Source organism: Halorubellus sp. JP-L1 (assembly GCF_011440375.1).
Classification (GTDB): Archaea; Halobacteriota; Halobacteria; order Halobacteriales; family Natrialbaceae; genus Halorubellus.
Genome location: NZ_JAAOIR010000002.1, coordinates 752,016 through 778,211, shown reverse-complemented (window position 1 = coordinate 778,211; position 26,196 = coordinate 752,016). Strand labels below are relative to the sequence as shown.

Annotated in this window: 23 protein-coding genes; 6 read left to right on the top strand and 17 right to left on the bottom strand. The window is 69.1% G+C overall.

Annotation, left to right across the window (positions count from 1 at the left end; all coding sequences use genetic code 11):
• Positions 1-6 precede the first annotated feature (6 nt).
• Positions 7-969, bottom strand: coding sequence for a transcription initiation factor IIB family protein (locus G9C85_RS12435; RefSeq protein WP_166040386.1), 963 nt, complete (start codon positions 967-969; stop codon positions 7-9).
• Positions 970-1,287: 318 nt separating this feature from the next.
• Between G9C85_RS12435 and yjjX the strand changes: the two genes are divergently transcribed.
• On the top strand, positions 1,288-1,803 hold the full coding sequence (gene yjjX / locus G9C85_RS12430; protein ID WP_166040384.1) for an inosine/xanthosine triphosphatase: 516 nt from the start codon (positions 1,288-1,290) through the stop codon (positions 1,801-1,803).
• Positions 1,804-1,869: 66 nt separating this feature from the next.
• On the opposite strand, the gene G9C85_RS12425 is transcribed toward yjjX, so the two are convergent.
• Positions 1,870-3,714 carry a flippase-like domain-containing protein gene (locus G9C85_RS12425; RefSeq protein ID WP_166040382.1) on the bottom strand — a complete coding sequence of 615 codons (1,845 nt, stop codon included), beginning with the start codon at positions 3,712-3,714 and terminating at the stop codon, positions 1,870-1,872.
• A gap of 235 nt (positions 3,715-3,949) precedes the next feature.
• On the opposite strand from G9C85_RS12425, the gene G9C85_RS12420 reads away from it, so the two are divergent.
• Both G9C85_RS12420 and G9C85_RS12415 read left to right on the top strand, forming a co-directional pair.
• Positions 3,950-4,189: a hypothetical protein gene (locus G9C85_RS12420; RefSeq protein ID WP_166040380.1), complete on the top strand. Its 240-nt coding sequence runs from the start codon at positions 3,950-3,952 to the stop codon at positions 4,187-4,189.
• 208 nt (positions 4,190-4,397) lie between these two features.
• Positions 4,398-4,847: an HTH domain-containing protein gene (locus G9C85_RS12415; RefSeq protein WP_166040378.1), complete on the top strand. Its 450-nt coding sequence runs from the start codon at positions 4,398-4,400 to the stop codon at positions 4,845-4,847.
• Positions 4,848-4,945: 98 nt separating this feature from the next.
• On the opposite strand, the gene G9C85_RS12410 is transcribed toward G9C85_RS12415, so the two are convergent.
• The 11 genes from G9C85_RS12410 to ppsA all read right to left on the bottom strand — a co-directional run bounded on the left by G9C85_RS12410 (position 4,946) and on the right by ppsA (position 19,247).
• The gene (locus G9C85_RS12410; protein ID WP_166040376.1) at positions 4,946-5,566 is read right to left on the bottom strand and encodes a MarR family transcriptional regulator; all 621 of its coding nucleotides are present in this window, start codon (positions 5,564-5,566) and stop codon (positions 4,946-4,948) included.
• Positions 5,567-5,618: 52 nt separating this feature from the next.
• Entirely contained in the window at positions 5,619-6,776 is a 1,158-nt protein-coding gene (locus G9C85_RS12405) for an SPFH domain-containing protein (RefSeq protein ID WP_166040374.1), read from the bottom strand.
• A 69-nt stretch (positions 6,777-6,845) separates the two neighbouring features.
• Complete coding sequence (locus tag G9C85_RS12400; protein WP_193570708.1) at positions 6,846-7,532, bottom strand: NfeD family protein; 687 nt, start codon at positions 7,530-7,532, stop codon at positions 6,846-6,848.
• A gap of 67 nt (positions 7,533-7,599) precedes the next feature.
• Positions 7,600-7,896, bottom strand: a complete 297-nt coding sequence (locus G9C85_RS12395) for a hypothetical protein (RefSeq protein ID WP_166040372.1) — start codon at positions 7,894-7,896, stop codon at positions 7,600-7,602.
• Between the two features lie 171 nt (positions 7,897-8,067).
• Positions 8,068-9,828, bottom strand: coding sequence for a pyruvate kinase (gene pyk, locus G9C85_RS12390; protein WP_166040370.1), 1,761 nt, complete (start codon positions 9,826-9,828; stop codon positions 8,068-8,070).
• A gap of 133 nt (positions 9,829-9,961) precedes the next feature.
• Positions 9,962-11,023 carry a CNNM domain-containing protein gene (locus G9C85_RS12385; RefSeq protein ID WP_166040368.1) on the bottom strand — a complete coding sequence of 354 codons (1,062 nt, stop codon included), beginning with the start codon at positions 11,021-11,023 and terminating at the stop codon, positions 9,962-9,964.
• 135 nt (positions 11,024-11,158) lie between these two features.
• Positions 11,159-13,375, bottom strand: a complete 2,217-nt coding sequence (gene metG, locus G9C85_RS12380; protein ID WP_166040366.1) for a methionine--tRNA ligase — start codon at positions 13,373-13,375, stop codon at positions 11,159-11,161.
• A 157-nt stretch (positions 13,376-13,532) separates the two neighbouring features.
• Positions 13,533-14,033 carry a YqaA family protein gene (locus G9C85_RS12375; RefSeq protein WP_166040976.1) on the bottom strand — a complete coding sequence of 167 codons (501 nt, stop codon included), beginning with the start codon at positions 14,031-14,033 and terminating at the stop codon, positions 13,533-13,535.
• A 382-nt stretch (positions 14,034-14,415) separates the two neighbouring features.
• Positions 14,416-15,492 carry a tyrosine decarboxylase MfnA gene (gene mfnA / locus G9C85_RS12370; protein ID WP_166040364.1) on the bottom strand — a complete coding sequence of 359 codons (1,077 nt, stop codon included), beginning with the start codon at positions 15,490-15,492 and terminating at the stop codon, positions 14,416-14,418.
• 113 nt (positions 15,493-15,605) lie between these two features.
• Positions 15,606-16,811, bottom strand: a complete 1,206-nt coding sequence (locus G9C85_RS12365; protein ID WP_166040362.1) for a hypothetical protein — start codon at positions 16,809-16,811, stop codon at positions 15,606-15,608.
• 102 nt (positions 16,812-16,913) lie between these two features.
• Positions 16,914-19,247, bottom strand: coding sequence for a phosphoenolpyruvate synthase (gene ppsA / locus G9C85_RS12360; RefSeq protein ID WP_166040360.1), 2,334 nt, complete (start codon positions 19,245-19,247; stop codon positions 16,914-16,916).
• Between the two features lie 177 nt (positions 19,248-19,424).
• Between ppsA and G9C85_RS12355 the strand changes: the two genes are divergently transcribed.
• Positions 19,425-20,060, top strand: coding sequence for a hypothetical protein (locus tag G9C85_RS12355; RefSeq protein WP_166040358.1), 636 nt, complete (start codon positions 19,425-19,427; stop codon positions 20,058-20,060).
• 30 nt (positions 20,061-20,090) lie between these two features.
• On the opposite strand, the gene G9C85_RS12350 is transcribed toward G9C85_RS12355, so the two are convergent.
• Complete coding sequence (locus tag G9C85_RS12350) at positions 20,091-21,002, bottom strand: PhzF family phenazine biosynthesis protein (protein ID WP_166040356.1); 912 nt, start codon at positions 21,000-21,002, stop codon at positions 20,091-20,093.
• A gap of 97 nt (positions 21,003-21,099) precedes the next feature.
• Here G9C85_RS12350 and G9C85_RS12345 point away from each other — a divergent pair, with 97 nt between their 5' ends.
• Complete coding sequence (locus G9C85_RS12345) at positions 21,100-21,684, top strand: CoA pyrophosphatase (RefSeq protein ID WP_166040974.1); 585 nt, start codon at positions 21,100-21,102, stop codon at positions 21,682-21,684.
• A 100-nt stretch (positions 21,685-21,784) separates the two neighbouring features.
• Here G9C85_RS12345 and G9C85_RS12340 read toward each other — a convergent pair whose 3' ends face one another.
• Both G9C85_RS12340 and G9C85_RS12335 read right to left on the bottom strand, forming a co-directional pair.
• Positions 21,785-23,077, bottom strand: coding sequence for a TRC40/GET3/ArsA family transport-energizing ATPase (locus G9C85_RS12340; protein ID WP_166040354.1), 1,293 nt, complete (start codon positions 23,075-23,077; stop codon positions 21,785-21,787).
• 69 nt (positions 23,078-23,146) lie between these two features.
• Positions 23,147-23,575, bottom strand: coding sequence for a response regulator (locus G9C85_RS12335; protein ID WP_166040352.1), 429 nt, complete (start codon positions 23,573-23,575; stop codon positions 23,147-23,149).
• A gap of 298 nt (positions 23,576-23,873) precedes the next feature.
• Here G9C85_RS12335 and G9C85_RS12330 point away from each other — a divergent pair, with 298 nt between their 5' ends.
• Positions 23,874-24,950: a hypothetical protein gene (locus G9C85_RS12330; RefSeq protein ID WP_205254354.1), complete on the top strand. Its 1,077-nt coding sequence runs from the start codon at positions 23,874-23,876 to the stop codon at positions 24,948-24,950.
• Here G9C85_RS12330 and G9C85_RS12325 read toward each other — a convergent pair.
• Entirely contained in the window at positions 24,938-26,038 is a 1,101-nt protein-coding gene (locus G9C85_RS12325) for a pyridoxal phosphate-dependent aminotransferase (RefSeq protein WP_166040350.1), read from the bottom strand. The genes G9C85_RS12330 and G9C85_RS12325 overlap by 13 nt on opposite strands.
• Between the last annotated feature and the right edge of the window lie 158 nt (positions 26,039-26,196).

Here is a 26,196-nt window from a genome sequence, read left to right as displayed (position 1 = left end):
GTGCAGTCAGGCGAGTCCGAGCGTGTCCTCGGCTTCGAGGAGCTCGTGGTAGCGGTTCCGGATGGTGACCTCGGAGATGTCGGCGACGTCGGATACGGCGGCCTGCGTCGTCTTCTCGTTGGTCAGGAGGCTCGCGGCGTAGACGGCGGCGGCGGCGAGGCCGACCGGCGACTTCCCGGAGTGAACGCCCTTCTCCTTGGCGGTCTTGAGGAGCGAGCGCGCGCGGTGCTCGGCCTCGTCGCTGAGTTCGAGACCGCTCGCGAACCGCGGCACGTAGCTCTCGGGGTCCGCGGGCGCGACCTGGAGGCCGAGTTCGCGGACGACGTAACGGTACGTGCGCGCGACCTCGTTCTTCTCGACGCGCGAGACGTCGCCGATCTCGTCGAGGCTGCGCGGGACGCCGGCCTGGCGCGCGGCGGCGTACACCGCGGAGGTCGCGACGCCCTCGATGCTGCGACCCGGGAGGAGGTCCTCGTCGAGCGCGCGCCGGTAGATGACGCTGGCGGTCTCGCGGACGTTGTCCGGGAGGCCGACCGCGCTCGCCATGCGGTCGATCTCGCCGAGCGCCTGCTTGAGGTTGCGTTCCTTGCTGTCGCGCGTGCGGAAGCGCTCGTTCCACTTGCGGAGGCGCTGCATCTTCTCGCGCTGGCGGGAGTCCAGCGAGTTGCCGTAGGCGTCCTTGTCCCGCCAGTCGATGTTCGTCGACAGCCCCTTGTCGTGCATCGTGTTCGTCGTGGGCGCGCCGACGCGGGACTTCTCGTTCTTCTCCTGGGCGTCGAACGCGCGCCACTCGGGGCCGCGGTCGACCTCGTCGGTGTCGACGACGAGTCCGCACATGTTGCAGACCGTCTCCTGACCCTCTGTGACGACGTCACCGTTGCACTCCGGGCAGGTGACCTGCTCGCCCTTCTCCGATTCCTCTTCCGTGCTCGCGACTCTCGTTCTGGTTCGTGTTCGTGCGTCTGTCATGGTTGGTGCGAAGGCGGGGGCTACCGGGGGAGCGGCCGAACGTGAGAACCCGGACGCCCGCAGTTCCGTAACACCTTGATGACGCACGCCACTACATAAGGGTTCCGGAATTTTCTTCCAGAACCGGAGTAATCGCCCGCTAGAGCGGTGCATGTGAACGAACGACAAAACATCTAAGTACCACCACGTGGTCGGCAGCCGTCGGCGAACTGCTCCGGAGGCACCCGAACGCCTCCACGGAGTCCCCGCGTCGACGGTCGAATACCGGGCGGCGCAGTGAGCAACGCCTATACCACCCTCGCCCCCAAAGCATCTCGTATGTTCGTCGGCGTCGGCTCGACCAATCCCGTGAAGCGTTCAGCCACCAAAGCCGCCATCGGCGAGATGCCGGGGCTGTCCGTCGACGCCGTCGACGTCGACAGCGGCGTCCCCGAGCAACCCCGCGGCCACGCTCAGACCGTCGAGGGTGCCATCTCGCGCGCTCGTCGAGCGTACGACGCCGGCGAGTTCGACCTCGGCGTCGGCATCGAAGGCGGGATCGCCGAGTTCGACGGTGTCGACGGCCGCTTCCTCGTCATGTGGGCGGCCGTCACCGACGGCGACCGCGTCGAGACCGCGAGCGGCCCCGCCCTTCGCCTCCCGGACGCGGTCGCCGAGCGCGTCGACGCCGGCGAGGAACTCGGCCCGGTCATGGACGACGCGTACGGTCGCGAGAGCGTCGCCACCCAGGAGGGCGCCGCCGGCATCCTCACCGGGAACGTCGTCTCGCGCACCGACGCGCTCGAGACCGCCGTCGCCGGTGCGCTCGGGCCGTTCGTCACCGACGCCTACTGACTCCTGGAGACCACGCGCCGTCGGCCGCGACTACTGTTTCGCGGGGTCGGACTCGGCGGGGTCGAGCTACTGTTTCGCGGGTTCGGACTCGGCGGGGTCGACCTCGTCCGCGCTCTCCGCGACCGCTTCCGTCAGCGAGACGTTCAGGACGAGCATCGACCCGAGGCCGCCGACGACCGTCACGACGTTCTTCACGAAGTGGTCGACGACCGCGACGGCGAGTGCCACCTCCGCACCGACGCTCGCTGGCGTCAGCGCGACGACGAGGAGCGTGAACGCGCCCTCGTAGAGCCCGACGCCACCGGGCGTGAGCGGGAGTACCTTCGCGAGGTTCCCGACGCTCACCGCGAAGAACGCGACCGCGAGCAGCCACGGGAGCGCGAGCACGTCGAACCCGCCGAACGCGCGCATCACGACCACCGCGGTGAGGACGTCCAGCGTCCAGATGACGACGCTCGACCCGGCGATCACCGAGAACGCCCGCCCGTCGCTCGCGACGCGCTGGATGTCCCCGACGAACTGCTCGAGGACGCCGGCGACGTAGCCGACGTAGGAGTCCGAGGAGATCGACTGGAGCGCCGCCTCGATGCGGTTCCCGTCCGTCCGCGCCGACGCGACGATGGCGACGACCGACCCGATCGCGAGGATGCCGACGACTGCCGCGAGGTAGACCGCGGTCTGTCCGCTCTGTCCGACGTCGCCGCTCGCGGCCTCGCCCGCGAGTGCCGCCTGGAGGTCCGCCGCGTTCCCCGTCGCGACGAGCGCAATCAGGACCGACCCCGCGAGCATCGTGATGGTGAGGAGGTCGAACACGCGCTCGACGGCGAGCGACGCGAACCCGGACGGATAGGGAATGCCGCGTCGGGCCTTGACGACGTACGCGCGGACCGCGTCGCCGGCGCGCGCGGGGAACACGAGGTTCCCGGTCTGGGAGATGAATATCGCGCCCGTGAGGAACCCGACGTCGCTGTCGTACCCGATCTCCGAGAGGATGTCGCGGTAGCGGACGCCACGCAGCGGCCAGGACAGCAGGTAGACGACCGCCGACGCCGCGACGAGCGCCGGGTCGGCGCCCGCCATCTTGTCGAGCACCTCTCCAGGGTCGAGGTACAGCGGCATCAGTCCGATAGCGACGAGCGTCAGGAGCGTCCCGGCGACGATGCCGACGCGGCGGTTCACGCGCGGCGACACCGACAGCTCCCACCAGGTCCGGACGATCTGGCTCCCCATCCCGAACACGTCCCGGACGAGGTCGACCTTCGTGTCGCCCTTGGGCTCCCAGTCGACGGGGAACTCCTTGACGCGCATGCCGCGACGCTGGGCCTTCACGAGGACCTCGGTGTCCCAGAACCAGTGCTGGTCCTGCACGACCGGCATCAGTTCCAGGAGGGCGGCCCTGTCGAACGCCTTGAACCCGCACTGGTGGTCCTGGAGGTCGGAGCGGAGGAACAGTCGCGTCAGGCCGTTGAAGACGCGACTCGGGACGCCGCGCTTGGCGGGACGGTCGGCTTCGCGGCCCGCGATCCACCGGGAGCCGGTCGCGACGTCGTATCCCTCCGTGCGGACGGACTCGACGAGTTCCTCCAGGTGACGCATGTCGGTCGCCATGTCCGTGTCGAAGTACACGAGCGTCTCGCCCGCCGACGCCTCGAACGCGCGCTCGAGCGCGCCGCCGCGACCGAGTCGCTCGTCGGCGTGGAAGTGCCGGACGCGGTCGTCGGCCGCCGCCATCTCGTCGGCGATCTCCGGCGTCTCGTCCTCGCAGCCGTCCTCGGCGACGATCACCTCGAACGCGTCGGGCGGGAGGAACGCGGCGAGCGCGTCGAGGGTCGTCTCCACCGTGGTCCTGATGGTGGCCGCCTCGTTGTACGCGGGGAGGACGACACTCACCTCGACGAACTCGCGACTCATTGGGTCGGACTGCGTCATCCGCCGGTAAGAAGTTTCTGAACCGTTCTGGAAGCGACGGACGGAAGCGACTCCCTGCGTTCGAGGGACCAGACGGTACGTTCGCGTTAACCGGCCGTACCAACGGTGGACAGCCAGGGGGACCCAGGCACCATCTGTCGTCGGAGAACCGCAAGCAAGCGGCGGATTAACCACCCGTACCAAACCCCCTAAGGGAGCCGCTCCCGTCGTCTCGTGTATGAGCACGAGTGCCGCGGCGACGACGGACCTCTCCGAGAAGCAGCGACGCATCCTCGAGTACCTCCGGGGCGAGGCCGACGCGAAGACGTACTTCAAGTCCCGCCTCATCGGGCAGGACCTCGACATGACCGCGAAGGAGGTCGGGACGAACATGACGGCCATCGCGGCCGGCGACTTCGAGGTCGACGTCGAGAAGTGGGGCTACTCGTCTTCGACGACCTGGAAGGTGACCACGTAGGCCGAACCGCGAACTCGTCGACTCCCGCCGCCTGTCATCCACCACGCCCCAGTCGGGCCCCGACACCCCGACCCGGACCGGACCCCAGCGAGGGCCACGCTTTTCGCGGTCCGTTTCGCTCCGTCGCACCGTGTACCCCCGCGTTCGGTATCGAGGACCGACACTCACCGAACGGTTTATGATGAACGTTGATTAAGGACTAGGCGTCATGACCGCGACACTCAACGTCTACCTCAGGGCGTACACGCCGATCTCGAAGTCCCAGGACGAGGTCGTCGCCGCGGCACGCACGCTCGACGCCACCGACCGCGTCGACGACTGCGAGTTCACCGAATGGCCCGCGACCGTCTCCCTCGACCGCGACGTCGAAGCCGTCGACGTCTACGAGACCGTCACCGCGTGGGGCGACGCGAACGACGTCGACGTCAGCACCCCGTTCCGGCTCCACACCCGGACCAACCCGATGACGGACGACAGAGAGAGCGTCCTCCACACGCCAGTCGTCTACCTCACGCTCGAATACGACGGCGACCTCGCCGGCGTCGCCCCCTGCACGCTTCCCGACGGCACGCACGTCACCGCGAAGGCGTTCCTCGACGCCCTCCAGGACGAACGCGACCCGTACCGCGCACTGGCCACCGGCGCACTCGTCGCCTGACCACGCCAGGGAGCACGGTCACGCCAGCCCTCTTTCTTCGCCGTGCGCTGACCGCATCATAACGATCGAATCGAACCGATTCTCCCAGAACCAGCCAGCTACGCGTCGAACGTCACGAGGTCCGCCGCCTCGCGCGAGAGCGCGACCGCGCGCTCGTCGAAGCTGTCCGCGTAACCGACGACGAGCAGCAACACCGTCTCCGGCGCCGCCACCGCGTACCCGTCCTCGCGCGACAGCAACCCCGCGGCCTCCAGTTCGCCCGCGTACTTGCTCACCGTCGGCCGCGACACGCCCAGTTCGGTGGCCAGGTCCGACGGCGTCGCCGACGAGTCTCGCAGGAGCGTCACGAGCATCCCGCGCGGCGTCTCCCGACGCAGGTAGCCGAGCGCGCGCATCTCGAACTCCGAGAACTCCCCGGCCGGATACAGGCGCTTGTAGTCGCCGTCCCGGTACACCGACACCCGCCCCTCCTCGACGAGCTGCCGGACGTGATGCTGGGTCTCGCCCGTCCCGAGCTGGAGGTCGTCGCGCACCTTCGAGAAGTGCGCGCCCGGCGTCGTCGACAGGTACCCCGTGATGGCGTCGCGGACGTCGCTCTCGCTCGCGTCCGCCCTCGAATCGGCGTCCGAGAACGTCGCGAGCGGGCTCGCCGCGCCGAGCGCAGCGAACCGCCGGAGCGTCGCTCGCTTCTGTTCGTCGACGCCGTCCTGTTCGGTCATCTATCAAATACGCGTTGCACGCGGAGAAATAAAACCGCTTCGCCTGTCGCGCTCAGTTCGACTGGGACTCCTCGCCGTCCATCTCGTCGGTCGCGGGATTGAACTCGTCCTCCATCTCCGCGATGACGTCGTCCGGGTCCTGGATGTCCGCGGGGTCCTCGCCCTCCTTGATCGCCTGCGCTTGCTCCTCCATGGCCTCGACGTCGGGCTCGCTCTCCTCCTCGATCTGACCGAGGATCTCGTCGATGTCGTCGAGCCCGAGGATCTCGCGGGTCTCCTCGTCGAAGTCCTTCGTCTCCAGTTCGCCGTCGCCGGTCTTCACGTCGCTCCCCGTGAGGTGCTTCCCGTACCGGCCGAGCATGCTCGAGAGCTCCTGGGGGAGGATGAACGTCGTCGACTCGCTCTGCCCGATGTTCTCCAGGCTCTCGAGGCCCTTGTCGATGATGGCGCGCTCGCCCATCGCCTCCGCGGACTTCGCGCGGAGCACGGTCGAGATTGCGTCACCCTGCGCCTCGAGGATCTGGCTCTGCTTCTCACCCTGCGCGCGGATGATGTTGGACTGCTTCTCACCCTGCGCTTCCTCGATCGCGGAGCGCCGTTCACCCTGCGCTTCGAGGATCATCGCACGCCGCCGGCGCTCGGCGGACGTTTGCTGCTCCATCGCCTGCTGGACGTCCTTCGAGGGGTTGACCTCGCGGACCTCGACGGACTCGACGCGAACCCCCCACTCGTCGGTGGGTTCGTCGAGCTCCTTGCGGATGCGCGCGTTGATCTCCTGGCGCTTGTTGAGCGTGTCGTCGAGCTCCATGTCGCCGATGACGGCCCGTAGCGTGGTCTGTGCGAGGTTCGAGACGGCGCGCTTGTAGTCGTCGACCTCGAGGAACGCCTTCTTGGCGTCCATGACCTTGATGTAGACGACGGCGTCGGCGGTCACGGGCGAGTTGTCGCGCGTGATCGCTTCCTGGCGCGGGACGTCGAGCGTCTCCGTGCGCATGTCGAACGTGTACGTCTTCGACACGAACGGCGTCACGAAGTTCACGCCCGGGTCCAGGAGCTTCTGGTACTTCCCAAACCGGGTGTACGCTCGCTTCTCGTACGCGTTGACTATCTGGACGGAACTGGCGAGAGCGGCGATCGCGAGGACCAACACGATGACGACGAGCAGCAGCACTATCGTGCCGCCGGCACCCTGCAGTGGTAGCAATACCATAGTTCGACCTTTGATGGACGACTAAAAAGCCTTCTTGTTTCTCTACTAACTAAACGGAACTGATACCAATCAGGCCCGTTCCGTCTCGGTCTCCTCTTCGCCGTCCTCCGACCGCGCCTCCTCATCGTTCGCGGCCGTCTCACCCGCTCTTGTGGACGAGTCGCTCGAGGACGCCCTCGACCTCGTCGTCGCCGTGTCGTCCGAATCGCCCTCGTCCGTGCTCGCAGTCGAATCGTCCGCGGTCCTGCCGCGCGCGAGTTCCCGGTCGATGCTGTCCTCGCGGATCCTGTCCAGGGACGCGACCGTCAGGACGTTCCCGCCACCGGGGTCCGTGACGATGACCTCCTCGCCCTCCTCGATGTCGCCGTGCTCGGAGCGCGCGCGATAGTTCGGATCGAAGCCACCACCCTTCTGGAGTCGGACCGCACCGCCGCGGGACGTGATGGTCTCCGTGACCACCGCCGTCACCCCGGACAGGTCGTCCGAGTCGGTCGTCTGCCCGCGGTCCGGGCCGTTGTACAGGTCCATCTCGCGGAACGCGAAGTACGCGAACACGCCGAACACGACGGTCATGAGCGCCAGCGCGACGACCGACGAGAACGCTCCCCCGAGCAGGATGCCGACGACTCCGGAGAGGAACAGCGCGACGCCGACGACGACGAACTGCGCACCGGGAATCACCGCCTCCGCGAGCATCAACGCAGTCCCCGCGAGGACCAGCAATAGCGGCAATCCCACGCCGAGAGGGTCGACCATGCGCGACGCTTGGTGGGCGGTCCGATTAAACCTTGTGCGGCGACGCGAACGAGAATCCGGCGCGACGTCAGACGCTCAGCACGAGGAACGCGACGAGGCCGACGGTCGCGAGGACGCCGAGCACGACGAACGCGGCGTTCTCCGCGTCGATCGACTGGGGCGTCACCGGGTCGTCGCCCGACGGATACTCGGGCTCGTCGTCCTCTGCGAGTTCGGCGAGGTCGCGCTCGACGGTCTCGCGGACGTCGTCGTCGACCGATTCGGTCCCGGAGCCGGTGTCGTCGCGCCCGACGCCCCACTCGAAGCCGTCTTCGCGAACGTCGTCTGCGCCGTCCGCGTCGTCCACGGACGTGTCCTCGTTCATGCACCGTGATAGCGGACGCAACGTGAAAAACCGCCGGGTCCGCGCCGTCGCAGCATTCGAATCGAACGCGCCGCCGGCGTCGGGGTGGCGTCGAACCGTCCCGGCAGACCGGGTCGGCGTCGGAGTGGCGTCGCACGGTCACGACCGACCGGGTCGGCGTCGGGCGCGCCGTCAGTACTCGGCGCGCTCGGTTCCGGGCCGACGGATCTCGCCCTCGTAGACGACGCCGCGTTCCGCGTCCAGCGTCACGACCTCGCCCGCTCGGCCGCCGACGACGTCCGCGCCGCTCACCATCGGGATGCCGACCTCGCGCGCGACCAGCGCGGGGTAGCCCGTCATCCCCGACCGGGCGTCGACGATGCCGCCGATCCGGGAGACGTCGCCGTGGAACTCGTCGTCGAAGTCCGCGTCGAGCGCGACGATCGCGCCCGCCGGGAGGTCAGTGATGTCGCCGTCGGGAACGTGATGGAGCGGTCCCGAGACGTATCCCGAGACGACGCCGCGCCCGGCGGCGAGCGTCTCCGCGGCGATGTGGACCTTCAGCATGTTCGTCGTCCCGGCTCCCTCGAGGTCGGTCATCATCCCCGAGAGGACGACGACGGTGTCGCCGCTCTCCGCGACGTCGGCGTCGAGCGCGGCCTGCACCGCGTGCTCGATGACGTCGTCAGCGCCCGAGACGCCGAGCGGCGCGTACTGCGCGTTCACGCCCCACGAGAGTGCGAGCTGGCGGCGCACGCGGTCCGCGTTCGTCGCCGCGACGATCGGGACGTTCGGTCGGTACTTCGCGGTCTTCAGCGCCGTGTAGCCGGACTCGGTCCCGGCGACGATCGCGCTCGCCCCGAGGTCGCGAGCGAGGTAGCGCGCGGACCGCGCCAGCGCGTCCGTCCGGGAGTCGTCCGCGCCCGGGACGCGGCGCTCGTTCGCCTCGTCGTACTCCTGGTCGCCCTCGACCTGGCTGACGATGCGGTCCATCGCCTTCACGACCTCGACGGGGTGGTCGCCGATTGCGGTCTCCCCGGAGAGCATCACGGCGTCCGTGCCGTCGAGGACTGCGTTCGCGACGTCGCTCGCCTCCGCGCGCGTCGGCCGGCGCTCGTGGACCATCGAGTCCAGCATCTCCGTCGCCGTGATGACGGGCGTCCCCGTCTGCTGGCAGCGACGGATGATGCGCTTCTGGATCATCGGCACCTGCTCCATCGGGAGCTCGACGCCGAGGTCGCCGCGCGCGACCATGACGCCGTAGGCGGCGTCGATGATCTCCTCCAGGTTCTCGACCGCGCCGGCGCGCTCGATCTTCGCCACGACGGGGACGTCCGCGCCGAGGTCCTCGAGGACCTCCGAGACCTCGAAGACGTCCGCGGCGTCGCGGACGAACGACGCCGCGACGAAGTCCACGTCGTGCTCGGCGGCGAGTTCCAGGTCGCGGCGGTCCGACTCGGTGACGACCTCGAGGTCGAGGTCGACGCCGGGCGTGTTCACGCCCTTGCGACTGGCGAGTTCGCCGCCGTCGTCGACGCGAGCGTGGACGCCGTCGTCGTCGACGCGTTCGACAGTGGTCTCGATGCGGCCGTCGTCGAGCAGGACCTTGTCGCCGGGTCCGACGCCCGCGATGTCGCAGGACAGCCCGACGACTTCCGGCGTGGCGGTGTCGCCCGCGACGAACGTGACGGTGCTCCCCGTCTCGACGTGGATGGGTTCGTCGAGCGGCGCCGTCCTGACCTCGGGGCCCTGCATGTCGACCATCGTGGCGAGCGGGAACTCCGTCTCCTCGTCGACCGACCGGACCGTCTCGACGATGCTCGCGCGACTCTCCAGCGTACCGTGACTGGAGTTGACGCGCGCGACCGACATGCCGGCGTCGGCGAGGTCGCGTATCGTCCTGCGGTCGCTCGAGGCGGGACCGAGCGTGCAGACGATCTTGGCTCTTCGCATGCCAGTCGTTACACTGCCGCCGTCCAAAAGCCTTCTCGGTTGACTCGTCTCCGAGTACTCACGTTGCCGTCCGCGATATCGCAGTCGGCACCCGCTCCCGTCGCCGTCTCGCCGACGCCCGCCTGACGCCGTCTCAGTGCGCGTCCAGCGGATCCTCGACGTCACCGGTCACGGACTCGAGGAGGTCCGTCACCGTGACCAGACCGACGACCTCGCCGTCCTCGAACACGAGCGCCAGCTCCTGGCCCTCCGCCTGGAACTGGTCGATCGCGTCGCTGACGTCCACGTCCGGCGAGAGCGTCATCGGTGGCGCCGCGAGCGATTCGAGGTCCACGTCCCCGCCATCGAACGCCCCAGGATGCTCGGCGAACGCCGGCAGGTAGACGATCCCCTCGAACTCGGTGAGGTCCTCGCCGACGAGCGGGTACCGCGTCTGGGGCTGCTCGGCCATCCGCCGCCGGTTCTCCTCGGCGTCGACGGCCGTCGACAGCGCGACGACGTCGTCGGCGGGCACCATCACGTCCCGGACCGGCTGCTCGCCTATCGCGAGCGCGTTCATCACCTCCTCCTGGCGTTCCTCGGACAGGTCGCCCTCGTCGAGCACCGACCCGAGTCGGTTCCGGAGGTCCGCGCGGGACTCGATCACGTCCTCCTCCGTCTCCAGCCACGCGCCCGTCATCTCGACGCCGAACAGCTTCAGCGTCAGCTTCGCCACGTAGTCGCCGAGCGCGATGATCGGCGAGATCGCGCGATGGAACCAGTACAGCGGCGTCGCGCCGTACCGGCAGACGAACCGCGAGCGCTCGACGCCGAGGTACGTCGGCGTCTGCTCGCCGTGCGTGAGGTGCACGAGGTTGATGATGAGGAACGCGATCACCGCGCCGGCGCCGACGGACGCGAACGCCGTGTTCGCAAACACCGGCTCGAAGATCGCCGCGAGCGCCGGCTCGGCGACGATCCCCACCGCGATGCTCGACGCCGTGATCCCGACCTGGCACGTCGTCAGGTAGAGCTCTAGTTCCTGCGTCATCTCCCACGCGCGCTCGAGCGCCCCGCCGGCGCCGTCGCCGACGAACTCGCGCTCGGAGAACTGGCGAGCGCGCGTCAACGCGAACTCGATCGCGACGAAGAACCCGTTCGCGAGGATCAGTCCCACCCCAGCGAGCAGACGCACCGCTACCTCGACTGTGTTCATCACATCAGGACCGTCGAACCACCTGGTACTTGAAAGTAAGTACAAGAGGACTAGTACCGGACCGCCGCGAGAACGCCACCCCGACATGCCCGGCGTCCGCGACGCCGTCCGTTCGAATCGAGCCGGGAAATCAGGCTAGCGGACCTTCGTGCCCGGCTCCGAGTCGCCGTGCGTCGTCAGGAGGTCGGCGTCCTCGCCCGCGGCGAGCACCATCCCGTTGGACTCCACGCCGAACAGCTCGTTCTGCTCCATGTTCGCCACGACGACGACCTTCGTCCCCGGGAGGTCGTCGAGGTCGTGGAGTTGCTTGATGCCTGCGACGACGGTCCGCGTCTCGGCGCCGAGGTCGACGTCGAGTTTCGCGAGCTTGTCCGCGCCCTCAATTGGCTCGGCGGCCTCGACGCGGCCGACGCGGAGGTCCATCGCCTGGAACTCGTCGAAACTGATGCGGTCCTCGCTGAGAGGTTCGACGTCCGTCATGCTCGCATCTTCGCTCGCCGTCGAGTCGTCGCTTTCGGTCTCGGCCGCGTCCGCGTCGCCGTCGTCCGCGTCGCCGTCGTCCGCGTCCGCGTCGCCGTCGTCCGCGTCGTCTTCGGCGGCCGCGATCTTCTCCGCGAGCGCCGCCTCGAGTTCGTCGACGCGCTCGTCCTCGACCTGCTCGAACAGCTCGTCGGGCTCGCCGAACGCGCCCGGCGCCTCGGTCGCCGCCTCGAGCGTGACCTCGCTGGCGTCGACGTCCTCGCCGAGCTGCGCGAACGCGCGGTCGGCCTTCTCCGGCATGAACGGCTCGACGAGGACCGCGACGGCCTTCGCGACCTGCACGCAGTCCCGGATCACCTGCGCTTGCTCCGCACCGCCGTCCTCGAGCTTCCAAGGCTCGTGGCCCTGGATGTACTCGTTCCCGAAGCGCGCGAGCCGCACGCCCGCCTCGCTCCCCTCGCGGAGGTCGTACTCGTTGACCGCGTCCCGGAACTCGTCGATTGCCGCCTCGATTCGCTCGGCGACGTCCTCGCTCACGTCGACCTCGGGGGTTCCGTCGAAGTTCCGCGCCGCGAACAGCAGGCTCCGGTAGAAGAAGTTCCCGACGGTCCCGACGAGTTCGCCGTTCACGCGCTCGGCGAACCGCTCCCAGGAGAAGTCGAGGTCCTGCTGGAACCCGCCCATCGTCGTCAGGTAGTACCGCAGCAGGTCCGGGTGGAACCCCTCGTCGAGGTACTCCTGCGCCCAGATCGCACGATTCCGGCTGGTGGAGAGGCCCTTCCCGTTGATCGTCACGAACCCGGTCGCACAGACGGCGCGCGGGGCTGTGTAGCCGGCGACGTGCAGCATCGCGGGCCAGAAGATCGTGTGGTGCTGGATGATGTCCCGTCCGATGACGTGGATTATCTCGCCGTTTCGACTCCCAGCCGCATCCGCGTCGGTCGCGTCGGTCGCGCCGGGCGCACCCGCGGCGGCGTCGACCTCGCCGTCGCCGTCCGTCGCCTGCGGCTTCCAGACCGCCTCCCAGTCGTAGGTTTCCGCGCCGACGCGTTCGCTGTACTGCTTCGTCGACGAGACGTACTCGATCGGCGCGTCCACCCACACGTACAGCACGAGGTCGTCCTCCGCGCCGGGGTAGTCGATTCCCCAGTCCATGTCTCGCGTGATGCACCAGTCCTGGAGGCCGCTCTCGATCCACTCCCGGGGCTGGTTCCGGGCGTTGCTCGTCCCCTCCAGGCCGTCGAGGAACTCCGTGAGGTAGTCGCTGAGGTCGCTCACCGCGAAGAACTTGTGCTCGCGGTCGCGGTACTCCGCGCTGTTGCCCGTTATCGTACTCACGGGGTCCTCGATCTCGCCCGGTTCGAGGTGACGGCCGCAGCCCTCGTCGCACTCGTCGCCACGTGCAGTCTCCCCACAGTACGGGCACGTCCCGCGAACGTAACGGTCGGGGAGCGGCTGGTCCTCCTCGGGGTCCCACGCCACCTTGATCTCCTTCTCGTACACGTACCCCTCGTCTTCGAGCGTCGAGACGATCTCCCGGGTCAGCTCGATGTTCGTCTCGTCGTGCGTGTGCCCGTAGTTGTCGAACTCGACGTTGAACTTCGGGAACGTCGCCTCGTACTGCTCGTGGTACGCCATCGCGAACGTCTCCGGGTCGACGCCGTCCTGTTCCGCGCCGACCGCGATCGGCGTGCCGTGCATGTCCGACCCGCTGACGAACGCCGTCTGCTGGCCGAGTTTTCGAAGTGCGCGGCTGTACGCGTCGCCTGCCGTGTACGACCGCAGGTGACCGACGTGGAGGTCGCCGTTCGCGTACGGCAACCCGCACGTCACCACCGCGGGCTCGTCGGTCGGGTACTCGTCGCTGCTCATGGCTATTCCTCCGGTCGGTGCGGGCCTAAAACCCGCCGGTTCGTGCCCGATACCGAGCGTGCTCGTCGGGACCGTACTGGTCGCTCGTCGAGACCGTACTGGTGGGTGGTCCGCGCGAGCGATGCGAGAGCACGACGGAACGGCGTTCGCGGCCCCGTCAGATGATCGCGAGCACCGCCTCCGCGCCCGCCGCCCAGAGCACCAGGCGGCCGACGCTGCCCGCGAACGTCGCGAGCGCGAACTTCACGTAGTCCTCCTCGAGCACCGAGAACGCGTAGATCGAGAGGGTGTCCGGGAACCCGGGAACGCAGAGCGCCAGTGCGAGCCCGACGTAGCCGTACTTGCGTGCGATTTCGACGGTCTGTTTCTCGCTCCACTCGACGACGTCGAACCGCGACCGGCGGAGGAACGAGATGACGGGGCCGGACTCCTTGGCTTCCTGTCCGAGGTGGAACGCGAACACGCTCCCGGCGGCCTTCCCCGCGCCACTCACGAGGACGATGATGCCGAGTTCCATCCACGCCGGCAACCCGACGTTGATCGGGGCGAGCAATACGACCTCGCTCGGGAGCGGGAGGACGAACGCGATGAGGAACGAGTAGAGGGCGACGATGCCGAGACCCACCCAGCCGGTCGCGGTCCGCACCAGCCCCTCCAGCCACTTGAACTCCCACCAGGGGCCGTCCGTGCACTCGGGTCTCGCCGGGACGGTCGTCGTCCCGTTCGTCGAAGCGGTCTCGTTCGGCGTCGCACACTGCGTCGTCGTGGTCGCCTCCTGGGAGAGCAATGTCGCGGCAGCGTCGACGTCGACGCCGCCGACCGGGGGGGCACTCGCCTGGAGGGCAGCGGCGGCGTCGAAGAGGGCGTCGACGCCAGCGGGCGCGAGTGCGAGGGCGGCATCTACCACGGTTTGCTCGACCGTGACGCGGCACGAAACCTAAGCCTTGTCTTCTGCACTCGCGACGCGACCGCTCGCCGTCTCGTGGACGCACAGGTCGCGAGAAGCACCGGTCACAGACCGCCGCGCGCGACCGTCGCAGTCACCGACCGCCGCGCGCGACCGTCGCAGTCACCGACTCGACGTCCGCGACGAACGACTCCAGCATCTCCCGCGTGACGTGGGGCATGCAGACGACGCGGAGTTCGCCGTCGCTCGTCCGCGAGAGCCGCCACTCGCGCTCGCGGAGCGCCTCGAACGCCTCGTCGGTGACGCTCGCCGCGACCAGCGGGAGCTCCGGGTCGACGACGTTCAGGCCGGCGGCTGCGAGCGCGTCCGCGAGCCACTCGGCGTTCGCCTGCGCGCGTTGGGACGCCTCCCGATAGCCGTCCGGCCAGAGCGCCCGCAAGGCCGCGTGCGCGCTCGCCACGCCAGCGCCCGACCGCGTCCCCGTGAGCGTCGCCTGCGACGCCGACTCGAGGTACGGCGTATCCACCGCGAGCGCGTCGAACAGCTCGGCGTCGCGCGCGAGCAGCCCGCCGGCCGGGATGGCGGCCTGCCCCATCTTGTGCGGGTCGATCGTCATCGTATCGATGGATGCGTCCGCGAAACTCCAGTCGTGGTCCGTGAACGGCAGCACGAACCCGCCCCAGGCCGCGTCGACGTGCACGAGCGCGCCGTACTCGTGCCCGACCGCCGCCAGCTCCGGGATCGGGTCGACGCGCCCGTACTCCGTCGACCCCGCGACGCCGACGACCAGCACCGTATCCTCGTCGCAGAACCGCTCGACGGCCCCGACGTCCGCCGTGTAATCGTCCTCCAGCGACGTGACGCGAAGTTCCACGCCGAGCACGTCCGCCGCCTTCTTGAACGAGAAGTGCGCGCTCTCGGGCACGACGACGTTCGGCGTCTGCGTCACCGCGCGGTTCCGCGCCATCCGCACCGCCTGGATGTTCGCCTCCGTCCCACCGGAGGCGACGTACCCCGACGGGTCGGCGACGCCAACCACGTCACCGAGCATCTCGACGACCTCGGTCTCGAGGTCGGCGACGGACTGGTACGTCGCGGGGTCGCCCGGGTTCGTCGCGAGAAATCGCTCCGCGGCCTCGCGAGCCGCCGGGTGCGGTTCCGTGCACATCGAGGAGAGCACCCGGTCGAAGTCCTGCGGTTGGCCGCGCATACAGACACGTTCGTCGTCCACAGTTTATCAGTTTTGTTTCGAGAAGTCACTGCGGCGAGACCGGCCGCGAGCGGTGCGGACGCACTCGGTACACCGATTGGACGGGGCCCCGGTCAGGCGACTGGTGCGCCCGCCACACCGACGCCGTCCGCCGACCCGACCACGCCGACCTCGGTGACGGGCGCGAGCGACCCGACGCTCCCGTTCGTCGTCGGACCGACTTCCGTCCGTACGACGACCTCGCCCTGGTCGCCGTACATCGCGAGGTTCACGGACCCGCCGATGCCACCGTCGAACGCCGGCGGCGACCCGAACGTGACGTTCAGGTCGCGGCCGCCGGCCGAAGCGACGTAGATCGTCTCGCCGGCTTCGAACGCCTCCGGAAGTCGCGTGAACGCGACGCCCTGGCCCTCGGTCGGCGTGAGGACGAGTTGCGTCCCTGCCGCGACGGTGTCACCGCCCTCGTGCGTGATCGCCAGGACGCTCCCGTTGTACTCGTAGGAGAAGTCCACGGTCGTCGCCTCCTCGCGGATCGTCCCGACCCACGACGGCGTGGCGACGTCCACGCCACCGACCTCCGCGAGACGGAACTCGAACGACGACGTCGCGTTCCCGTACTGTGCCTCCTGGGTCGCGTTCACGGAGAGTTCGTGGATGCGCCCGTTCGGCGACACGACGAACCGGCCGTCGTAGGACGTGATCGCCTGCGCGCCCCGGACGTCCGACGCGTTCCGGGCGACGTACTCGATGCGCGTCTCGCCGTCGACCTGGAACGTGCGGTTCACCGCGAAGTCGCCGAGGCGAACGTACTGGACGAGTTGCTGCGAGTAGTTCAGCGACGACGCGCTATCGTCGATGCGGTAGTCGCTGTAGACCGTTCGAGTGGCGTTCGAACTCTCGGTGAGTACCCACGTGTCGTTGACGAACGCGCGCGTCGTCGAGTTGCCCTGCGCCGTCTTCGTCTCGTACTCGTAGACCGTGTTCCCGTTCGCACCGACGCGCTGCACGCCGTTGCGTTCCATCGAGAGGATGCCAGTGGAGTTCTGGAACGTCTCCACGCGGTAGCTCGTCCCCGAGAGCGAGCCGTGGTGTGCGGCGAGCAGTTTCGTGCCGTTGACGCCGTCGGCGGTCATCCACGACGGCGTGTCGACGTCGTCGAATCCGGTGTCGGCGCCGCCGTCCGTGGTGCCGTTCGTACCGGGGTCGGTCGTGTCACCGTCGGTCGTCGCCGTCGTCGCCGTCGTCTGCCCGCCGTTGCAGCCAGCGAGTGCGAGCATCGCCGCGACGGCCACGACGAGGAGGGCTCTCCCTGTATCCATGTATGGACTGGTCCCGGCCGGGCGTAAGTATCTCTTGGTTCGGCGAACGAACGGGCCACGTGTGCAAGTGGCGTGACGACAGCTCCGGCGGCCGTGGTCGCGTCAGCGGACGTCGTCGAGGAGGAGCTTCTGCTCGACGCGCTTGACCTCGTGCTGGACGTCCCGGACCGCGTCGATGTTCGCGGAGATACTGGACACGCCCTCGTTCACGAGGTACCGCACCATCTCGGGCTTCGAACCGGCTTGCCCGCAGATCGACGTGTCGACGTCGTGCTCGCGGCACGTCTCGATCGTCCGCCCGATGAGCTCCAGGACCGCCGGGTGGAGTTCGTCGAAGCGATTGGCGACCCGGCCGTTGTTCCGGTCGACCGCGAGCGTGTACTGGGTGAGGTCGTTCGTCCCGAAGCTCGCGAAGTCGATGCCGGCCGCCGCCATCTCCTCCACGCAGAGCGCGGAACTCGGCGTCTCGATCATCACGCCCCACGTGCGCTTCTCCGGGTCGATGCCGGCCTCCTCCATGAGCGCCTTCGCTCGAATCACGTCCTCGGCGTCGTTCACGAGCGGCAGCATCAGTTCGACGTTGTCGTACCCCATCGAGTACATGCGACGGAACGCCTCGAGTTCGTGCTTGAACGTCTCGGGCGCGTCCAGACTCCGCCGGATGCCGCGGTACCCCAGCATCGGGTTGTGCTCTTCGGGTTCGTCCTCGCCGCCCTGGAGCTGTCGGAACTCGTCGGTCGGGGCGTCTAGCGTCCGCACCCTGACGGGGCGCGGGTAGAACTCTTCGGCGACGCGCTGGATGCCGTCGATGATCTCGTCGACGTACGCGTCGACGCCGTGATCCGCGACGTACTTCTCCGGCGTCTTGTTCGTCGACATGATCATGTGCTCCATGCGGAGCAGCCCGACGCCGTCCGCGCCCGTCGCCGCCGCACGATCGCCGGCTTCGGGGATGGAGACGTTGACCTTCACTTCGGTCGCGGTCATCGGCTTCACGGGCGCCTGCGGGCGGACCTCCTCGACGGGTTCGCGCTCCTCGTCGGGGGTCTCGACCGCGCCCTCGCGGATCGTGCCCTTGTCGCCGTCGATCGTGATCGTCTGGCCGTCGGCGAGCGCGGTCGTGCCGTCGCCCGCGCCGACGACCGCTGGGACGCCGAGTTCCCGCGAGACGATGGCGGCGTGACTCGTCATCCCGCCCTCGTCCGTGACGATGCCCGCCGCGCGCTTCATCGCCGGCACCATGTCCGGCGTCGTCATCTCGGTGACGATGATGTCGCCCTCCTCGACCTTGTCGAGCTGGTCGAGCTTCTTCACGATCCGCGCCGCGCCACTAGCGATGCCGGGACTGGACCCGAGACCGGAGACGAGGACGTCGCCGCTCCCGCCGTCGGTCGTCGTGCTCGCCCCGTCGACTGCCGCCGTCTCGTTCGCGTCCTCGGCACCCACGTCGACCCCTGCGTCGACGCGCGTGTCGCCGGCGTCCTCGACGTCGTCCGCGATCGTCGTGATGGGGCGGGACTGCAGCATGTAGACCTCGTCGTCGACGATCGCCCACTCGACGTCCTGGGGCGTATCGTAGTGCGTCTCGACGGTCTCGCCGAGCTCCTGGAGCGCGCCGAGCTCCTCGTCGGTCAGGACGCGCCGCTCCCGGTCGCTCTCGGGGACCTCGCGTTCGACGGTCTCGCCGGTCTCGTCGTCCTTCTCCATCATCACCTTCTTGTCCGCGACCGTCACCTCCTCGACGGTCCCCGTCTGGCGGTCGAGGACGTAGTTGTCCGGCGACACGGACCCGGAGACGACCGCTTCGCCGAGCCCCCACGCGGACTCGACGATCATCTTCGGTTCGCCCGTCGAGGGGTGACTGGTGAACATCACGCCGGACTTCTCCGCGTCCACCATCTGCTGGACGACGACCGCGATGTTGACGTCGCTGTGCGCGAACCCCTGCTGTTTCCGGTAGTAGATCGCGCGTTGCGTGAACAGGCTCGCCCAGCACTCGCGAACGCGCTCCAGGAGGTCGTCCGCCCGGATGTTGAGGAACGTCTCCTGTTGTCCGGCGAAGGAGGCGTCGGGGAGGTCTTCGGCGGTCGCCGAGGAGCGCACGGCGACGAACTCCTCGCCGTCGCCGAGGTCCGCGTACGCGCCGAGGATCTCCTCGCGGAGTTCGTCGGGGAACGGCGAGTTCAGGATGAGCTCGCTCGCCCGCTCCTGGGCTTCGGCGAGCGCTTCGGTGTCGTCGACGTCGACGTCGACGGCCTCGAAGAGTTCGTCGGCGATGCCGGCCTCCTCGATGAACGTCCGGTAGGTGTCCGCGGACACGACGAACCCCGGCGGGACCGGGAGTCCGGCGGCGGTCAGTTCACCGAGGGAGGCCCCTTTTCCGCCGACGCGCTCGAGGTCGCTGGCTCTGATGTCGTCCAGCCACAGTACTGCCATCTGTGTGCGGTCGTGCGCCGGAAACAACCAAGAAGGTTCCGACACCAGCGAGTGTACGTTCACTCGCCCACGGATGAAAACCGCGGGCGAAAACGAAAGGGAGGCGGCTCCTGTGGTCGATTCGATGACATTCGCGGGGCCCCAGAGTTAATACGACCGCCGCGCGAGCGTGCCTGCATGGATGGCAAGCAGACCGTCAAGTACGTCGCGCTCTATCAGGTGCTCGCGACGCTCGCGACAGTGGTGGGACTCGGCATCGTCGGCCTTGGCGTCTCGATGGGGTTCGGCGAGACCATCGCGATCGTACTGAACGACGCCCCCCAGAACTGGGGCGACGCGATCGCGGCCGCGAACCCGACCGTATTCGGTATCCTCGCGGTCGTCGGCGTTCTCGTGTGGCAGGTCGGGAAGTCGCTCGCGCTCGTGTTCACGATAGGGAAGGTCGCCGAGGGCAGTGCCGGCACCGCCGGTGGCGCCGATGTGGACGCCGCAGCCGTGAAGCGCGAGGTCCTGAGCGACGTCGACGACCGCCTCTCCGGCATCGAGTCCGACGTGAAGCGCCACGAGAACCGGATCTCGCAAGCGTCGAGTGCATCGCCGAAGGGGTCGTCGCGCAGTGACGAGAGCGAGGACGACGCGTCGAACCGTCGGTCGCGGCGACGCGCGAGCGAGTCCGCGAGCGCCACCGGCGACGACGCCGACGCCTCGAGCGACGACGCCGAGTCGAACCGCCGGAGCAACCGGCGGTCCTCGCGGAGTTCGTCGGCGGACGCCCGGAGCGGCTCCGGGTCGAGTTCGAACGGGTCCGAGTGAGGTGCGAGCGGCGAGTCGAACGAACGCGGGTCAGGCCTCGACGATGTCGTCTTCTTCGTGCGCCGGAACGCGGAGCCGGCCGTCCATCGCGGTCGTCGACTGGCCGCCCACCGTGACGGTCTCGCCGCGGACGCGGACGCGGACGATTCCGGGCCGGTCGACGAAGTGCCCTTGCTCGCAGACGACCTCGTCCGGGAAGTCCGTGAACGCACCCGACTGCCGGAGGTACGCGCCCACTGCGCCGCTCGCGGTGCCCGTGACGGGGTCCTCGGGGATGCCGAGGCCCGGGCAGAACGCGCGAGCGTGGAGCGTGCTCTCGCCCTCCAGCGCGTCGAACGTGAACAGGTAGACGCCCGCGGCGTCGTACTCGTCGGCGAGCGCAGCGACCGCGTCGTCGTCCGGGTCCGCGCCGCCGACGTGCTCGAGGAAGTTCACGGGCACGACGAGGAACGGCAGGCCGGTGGAGGCGACGGCCGCCGAGAGGTCCGCGCCGACGTCCTGGAACGCCGCCGGGTCCACGCCGAGCGCCTCACCGACGCGCTCGTAGTCGACGTCCACGGGCCGGACGACCGGCGCGTCCTGGGTCATCCACACCGTCCCGTCGTCCTCCACGTCGACGTCGAGCACGCCGACGTTCGTCTCGATCGTGTGCGACCCAGCGTCGATTCGGTCGTCATCGAGGAGGAACCCGTGCGTCGCGACGGTCGCGTGCCCGCAGAGGTCGACCTCCTGCGTCGGCGAATAGTACGCGAGCGCGCGGTCGGCGTCCGCGCTCTCCGTGACGAACGCCGTCTCGGAGACCGCGAGTTCGCGCGCGACCGCCTGCATCTGTTCCGGCACGAGGTCGTCCGCGTCGGGGACGACGCCAGCGGCGTTCCCGGCGAGCGGTTCGGTCGTGAACGCGTCGACGAGCGCCACCCGTCGCGTGTCGTTGTCGGTCACGTCACGAGCGACGACGCCACGGCCCAAGAATCCACAGGTCCCGCGCTCGCTCCGCGAGGGTGAACGCTATACGGGTCGCGTCCATACGGTGAAGCGAATGGACCTCGGCCGCATCCGCGCGCTCGACCCGATCACCGTCACCGACCAGCCGCGGGACGCGGGCGTCCTCATCCCGATCGTCGAACGCGCAGACGGCGACTACCTCCTGTTCACGAAGCGCAGCGACGACCTCGGCAAGCACCCCGGCCAGATGAGCTTCCCCGGCGGCGGCCGCGAACCCGGCGACGCCGACATCGAGGCGACCGCGCTCCGCGAAGCGTTCGAGGAGATCGGGCTCGCACCCGAGGAAGTCGAAGTCATCACGCGCATCGACGACATCCGCACCATCACCGAGTACGCCGTCACCCCCGTCGTCGCACGCATCCCCGACCGCACGTACAAGCCGGACGAGCGCGAGGTCGCGGCGGTCGTCGTCGTCGCCGTCGACGACCTCCTCGACGACGAGAACTACGAGGTCGAACGCCGCGACCACCCCGAGTACGGCGAAGTCGTCGTCCACTACTTCCACGTCGACGACTACACCATCTGGGGCGCCACCGCCCGCATCCTCGTCCAGTTCCTCGAACTGACAACGGACTGGCGCGCACCCGACAAGATGGACCGCGAAGACCGGATCGCCTGACTCCGCGACGCAAGACCCGCGCGCTACTCCGCTCCTACAACGACCGCAGCAACCACTAGTCGCGGGCGACGCGAGACCCTCGCTCCGCTCGGGCCTCGCGCTACTCCAGGCAGTGAGCGACGACCCTGAGCATGCGGTCGCCGGCGACCTCGTCGGCGAACAGCGGCACGCGCTTGACGTCGTGTCCGCGGAAGACGTCCTGCGCTCGCGCGAGGGCGTCCTGCTGGACGCTCCAGCGCTGCTGGCAGAATTCGCAGTCCTCGAGGTCTGGCGTCACGAAGTCGGTCGCGTCGACCGCGTCCGTGACGTCCGCGAGGTCCTCCATCACCTTGTTCACGACGACGGTGCCGTTCGGGATCGAGTAGTCGTCGAGCTGGCGGATGAGGCGCTCGGACTCGAGGACGCTCATCTCCTCGGGGATCATGACGACCCGGAAGTCCGTGCGGGCGGGGTCCTGGAGGACGTCACGGAGTTCCTCGATGCGGTCCGCGAGCTCGCGGAGGTCGTCCACGCCGCCCGCGTCCTGGGCGTCGTCGTCGCCGAACATGCCCATCATGCCGTCCATGAGTCCGCTGAGGCGTTCCTTGATCGACATCATCCGGCCGACCATCGAGTCCATGACCTCCGGGAGTTCGAGCAACCGGAGGGTGTGGCCGGTCGGAGCGGTGTCGACGACGACGCGGTCGAACCGCGGGTCGTCGATGTACTCCATGAGGAGCTGGATGGCAGCGGCCTCGTCCGCGCCCGGGACGGCACCGCCCATCATCGACCCGAGCGGGTCGTCGCCGCCGAGCATCTCGCCGAGGCCGCCCATCGGGCCGGCGCCGCCGTTCGCGCCCCCGAACGGACCCGAACCGCCACCGCCCGACTGGCCGCCACCGCCCAGCCCGCCCGACTGGTCTCCACTGCCAGGGCCGCCGGCGGCGTCCGCGAACGGGTCGTCGTCGCCGAACCCCTCGCCGTTCCCGGTGACGCCGAGCGCGTCGACGCCCTCCTCCGCGGCGACCTCCGGGTCGATCTCCGCGCCCCAGAGCGGGACGTCCTCGCGGACGCGCCCGGGTTTGGCCGGGACGTCCACGCCGAGCGTGTCCGACAGCGAGTGCGCGGGGTCCGTCGAGACGACGAGCGTCCGCGTGCCGTCGCTCGCGCTCGCGAGCGCAGTCGCCGCCGCCATCGTCGTCTTCCCGACGCCGCCCTTCCCGCCGTAGAGCACGTACTCGGGTGCGTCGACGCCGTCGAGCGAGACGTCCTCGGTCGTGCGCGTCTCGGGCTCGCCGCCAGCGTCGTCGACCACGTCTACGTCGATGTCCGACGACCCGTCGTCTGCGGCGTTCTCGTCCGCGACGTCGTCGTCCTCGACCTCCTCGACCGGCGAGACGTCGATGTCACTCATACGCCGCGGTTCGCGACTCGGACTTGTGTACTTCCCGGTCTCCCGAGAGGGGGCGCCGCCCCCGTGGAGTCACCGTGCGTACCGGTCGAGGGTCCCGACGAACTCCTCGCAATCGACGGGTTTGTCGAGTTTGGCGGCGACCGCCCCACCGCCCAGGGGCCCCCCGTCCTCGTGGTCTTCGAGTCGGCTGGCGCTGACGACGACGACGTCGCCGTCGAACGTCGTCTCGTCGAGTCGCGCGAGGACTTCGGGACCCGAGACCTTCGGCATGTGCAGGTCGAGCACCAGGACGTCGACCGCGGCGTCGAGCGCTGCCAGTGCCTCTTCGCCGTCGGCGGCCTCCCGCGTGTCGTAGTGTCGTTCGCGCGCCAGCCAGAGTCGCTCGGTCTCGCGGAACGCGTCGTCGTCCTCCGTCAAGAGCACGGTCGTTGCGTCCCGCTGTCGGCCGAGGTCCCGAGCGTCCTCCCGGGCGGCGTCACCTGTGATGTTTTTCGCCATTGATCGTCCTGTCATCCGCCCTGTTCGAACGGCTCAGAAATCAATACACCATATTTTGGACTGATGGGTTGTTTTGAACAACCGGGTGACCCGACAGCATCTGAGAACAGCGTCCCCGGACGGGCTGGTTCGCTGTCGCCCGGCTGGTTCGCTTCGTTCGACGGTCGCAGTCACTCTTTGTCGACGTGCGAGGACGCTCGACCGATCGGTGTGCCACCGGCCGGTACGCTCGCCTTCACGCGCATTGCCAGCAATTAACCAAGTGGGTTCGCGCCCTGCGTTCCGAGCGGTTTCGCCCATGCACGAGCAGACACGACTGGCCGACGACGGGGGACAGGGCGGCGACGCGAGCGGCGCCGACCGCTCGGAACGGCGTTCGCACGGCGATCACGACGCGTCCCGGCGGCGACTGCTCCGGGTCGCCGGCGGCGCGATCGCGACGGTCGGCCTGAGCGTCGGTTCGTCCAGCGCCGCGGGTGCCACGGCGGGGGCGACGGCAGACGGGACGTCCACGGCGGCCGACCTCGACCGGGACTGCCAGGACGCGACGCTCGAGCCGAGCATGACGCACTACGATCACTCGGTTCACGACGTCTGCGCGGACGACCACTACGAGACGCGGGCGCTCCAGTACCGCGTGCGGTCGACCCTCGAGTCGCAGTACCCGACCGTCGGGTCGCTCGTCGACGACGGCTTCGTCCCGTACTTCGACTTCTTCGCCGAGGAAGCGACGTGGTCGCACTGGCTGCATCCCGAGTACGTCGGCGACGACGGCGTCCTCGACCCGGCCCGTCCCGAGTCCGTGCTCGTCGACCACGAGTACTGGCGACCGATGGGCGTGATGTTCATCGCGACGCCGGACGGCGACCGCCTCGATCCGCCGCCGTCCGTGTACGCCGAGTCCGGCGGCGAGTGCACGCCCTGGCACGCGCACGTCGGCGTCCCCGGCCGGTACGCGTGGGCGAAATTCCGCGCTGCGGACGGCGGAGCGGTCGAATGGCCGTGCCGGACGCCGTGGATGATGCACGTCTGGAACTACGCCGACGAGCACGTGTACGCTCACGGCGCGCCCGACGACCGCGGCGGCGCACCCGCCGAACCCGCCGGGTTCGACACGGACGCCGACACGAGCGAGGAACCGCTCGCGCCCGAGCACCTCCCGGACGCGCTCCGCGAACGCAGCCGCGACCGCTGGGGCGACGTCGCCACGCGCTGGGGCGACGCCTGGGCGGACGCCTGGGACGAAGCCACCGACGGCGACGCCACCGACGGCAGTGGCGGCAGTGACGGCGAAGCCGACGACGAGGACGACGGCGACGGCTGGGATCTCCCGTGGAACGTCCCGCGGTCGTTCGACCTCGGTCAGTCGAAGTAGGCCGCGAGCCGCTGCGCTGCCTCGTCGACGCGGGGCGTGACGAGCGCGAAGCGCAGCCAGTCGTCGTACGCGTCCCCGAACGCCTCGCCGGGCATCCCCGCGACGCCCGCCTCGTCGACCAGTCTCTCGACGTTCTCGAGCGTCCCCGGGAACCCCTCGAAGCGCGCGAGGACGTAGAACGCGCCGTCGGGGACGGTGTACTCCGCGCCGGCGTCGTCGAGCGCGCTCGTGAACGCGTCCACGCGCTCGCGGAGCAGTTCGCGGTTGGCCTCGTGGTACGCGGGGTCGGTCTCGCGGAGCGCGCGGTACGCGGCGTGCTGGCCGGGGCGCGTCGTCGCGACGTTCACGAGCATGTGCCGGCTCTTCGCGTCCTCGACGAGGTCGTGGGGGAATATCGCGTACCCGACGCGGAGGCCGGTGGCGGCGAACGTCTTCGAGAACGAGTTCGTGACGACCCGGTGGTCGCTGTCGACGGAGAGCGCGCTCACGAACGACCCCGAGAGGTCGTAATGGTCGTACACCTCGTCGCTCACCAGGACCGCGTCGTTCGCCTCCGCGATGGCGACGAGGTCCTCCACGGTCTCGCGCGGGTACACGGCGCCAGTCGGGTTGTTCGGCGAGTTCACGACGATCGCGGCGGTGTCCTCGCTCGCCGCCTCGCGGACCCGCTCGGGGTCGAGTTGCCCGTCGCTCTCGGCGGGCACGAACACTTGCTCGCCGCCGAGCATCGTCGTCTTCCCCGGATAGTACGGGTAGACGGGGTCGGTGAGGATCACGTCGCCACCCGGCTGGCGTTCCAGCGCGCGCGCCATCGCGAGGTAGTTCGCCTCCCCCCCGCCGTTCGTCACGATTATCTGCTCGGGGTCGACGCCGCGACGCTGGGCGATCTCCTCGCGGAGGTGCGCCAGCCCCTCGCTCGGCGGGTACTGGAACCGGTCGCCGGCGAAGTCCGCGTACTCGCGGAGGCCGTCACGGAGTGCCTCCGGCGGCTCCCAGTCCGGGTTCCCGCTCACCATGTCGACGACGTCCCGGTCCGCGTCGGCCGCGTACGACATCACGTGGAAGAACAGCGGCGTCTCGTACTCCATACCCGAAGGCGTCGCACTCGTCCCCCGTAGGTCTATCGCGACCCCGCCAGGGCGTGCCGACCCGGCGTCGTCCGGCAGACGAGCGAGTCGGTCCGGCATCGGTGACGGACGAAGCGCTCAACTCGCTCGCGCGAGTGCGTTCGACCATGGACGACGTC

Bases quoted from the DNA above. Each gene is read 5' to 3' on its own strand.
- G9C85_RS12435 (WP_166040386.1), bottom strand. From the start codon at position 969: ATGACAGACGCACGAACACGAACCAGAACGAGAGTCGCGAGCACGGAA.
- yjjX (WP_166040384.1), top strand. From the start codon at position 1,288: ATGTTCGTCGGCGTCGGCTCGACCAATCCCGTGAAGCGTTCAGCCACC.
- G9C85_RS12425 (WP_166040382.1), bottom strand. From the start codon at position 3,714: ATGAGTCGCGAGTTCGTCGAGGTGAGTGTCGTCCTCCCCGCGTACAAC.
- G9C85_RS12420 (WP_166040380.1), top strand. From the start codon at position 3,950: ATGAGCACGAGTGCCGCGGCGACGACGGACCTCTCCGAGAAGCAGCGA.
- G9C85_RS12415 (WP_166040378.1), top strand. From the start codon at position 4,398: ATGACCGCGACACTCAACGTCTACCTCAGGGCGTACACGCCGATCTCG.
- G9C85_RS12410 (WP_166040376.1), bottom strand. From the start codon at position 5,566: ATGACCGAACAGGACGGCGTCGACGAACAGAAGCGAGCGACGCTCCGG.
- G9C85_RS12405 (WP_166040374.1), bottom strand. From the start codon at position 6,776: ATGGTATTGCTACCACTGCAGGGTGCCGGCGGCACGATAGTGCTGCTG.
- G9C85_RS12400 (WP_193570708.1), bottom strand. From the start codon at position 7,532: ATGGTCGACCCTCTCGGCGTGGGATTGCCGCTATTGCTGGTCCTCGCG.
- G9C85_RS12395 (WP_166040372.1), bottom strand. From the start codon at position 7,896: ATGAACGAGGACACGTCCGTGGACGACGCGGACGGCGCAGACGACGTT.
- pyk (WP_166040370.1), bottom strand. From the start codon at position 9,828: ATGCGAAGAGCCAAGATCGTCTGCACGCTCGGTCCCGCCTCGAGCGAC.
- G9C85_RS12385 (WP_166040368.1), bottom strand. From the start codon at position 11,023: ATGAACACAGTCGAGGTAGCGGTGCGTCTGCTCGCTGGGGTGGGACTG.
- metG (WP_166040366.1), bottom strand. From the start codon at position 13,375: ATGAGCAGCGACGAGTACCCGACCGACGAGCCCGCGGTGGTGACGTGC.
- mfnA (WP_166040364.1), bottom strand. From the start codon at position 15,492: ATGCGCGGCCAACCGCAGGACTTCGACCGGGTGCTCTCCTCGATGTGC.
- G9C85_RS12365 (WP_166040362.1), bottom strand. From the start codon at position 16,811: ATGGATACAGGGAGAGCCCTCCTCGTCGTGGCCGTCGCGGCGATGCTC.
- ppsA (WP_166040360.1), bottom strand. From the start codon at position 19,247: ATGGCAGTACTGTGGCTGGACGACATCAGAGCCAGCGACCTCGAGCGC.
- G9C85_RS12355 (WP_166040358.1), top strand. From the start codon at position 19,425: ATGGATGGCAAGCAGACCGTCAAGTACGTCGCGCTCTATCAGGTGCTC.
- G9C85_RS12345 (WP_166040974.1), top strand. From the start codon at position 21,100: ATGGACCTCGGCCGCATCCGCGCGCTCGACCCGATCACCGTCACCGAC.
- G9C85_RS12340 (WP_166040354.1), bottom strand. From the start codon at position 23,077: ATGAGTGACATCGACGTCTCGCCGGTCGAGGAGGTCGAGGACGACGAC.
- G9C85_RS12335 (WP_166040352.1), bottom strand. From the start codon at position 23,575: ATGGCGAAAAACATCACAGGTGACGCCGCCCGGGAGGACGCTCGGGAC.
- G9C85_RS12330 (WP_205254354.1), top strand. From the start codon at position 23,874: ATGCACGAGCAGACACGACTGGCCGACGACGGGGGACAGGGCGGCGAC.
- G9C85_RS12325 (WP_166040350.1), bottom strand. From the start codon at position 26,038: ATGGAGTACGAGACGCCGCTGTTCTTCCACGTGATGTCGTACGCGGCC.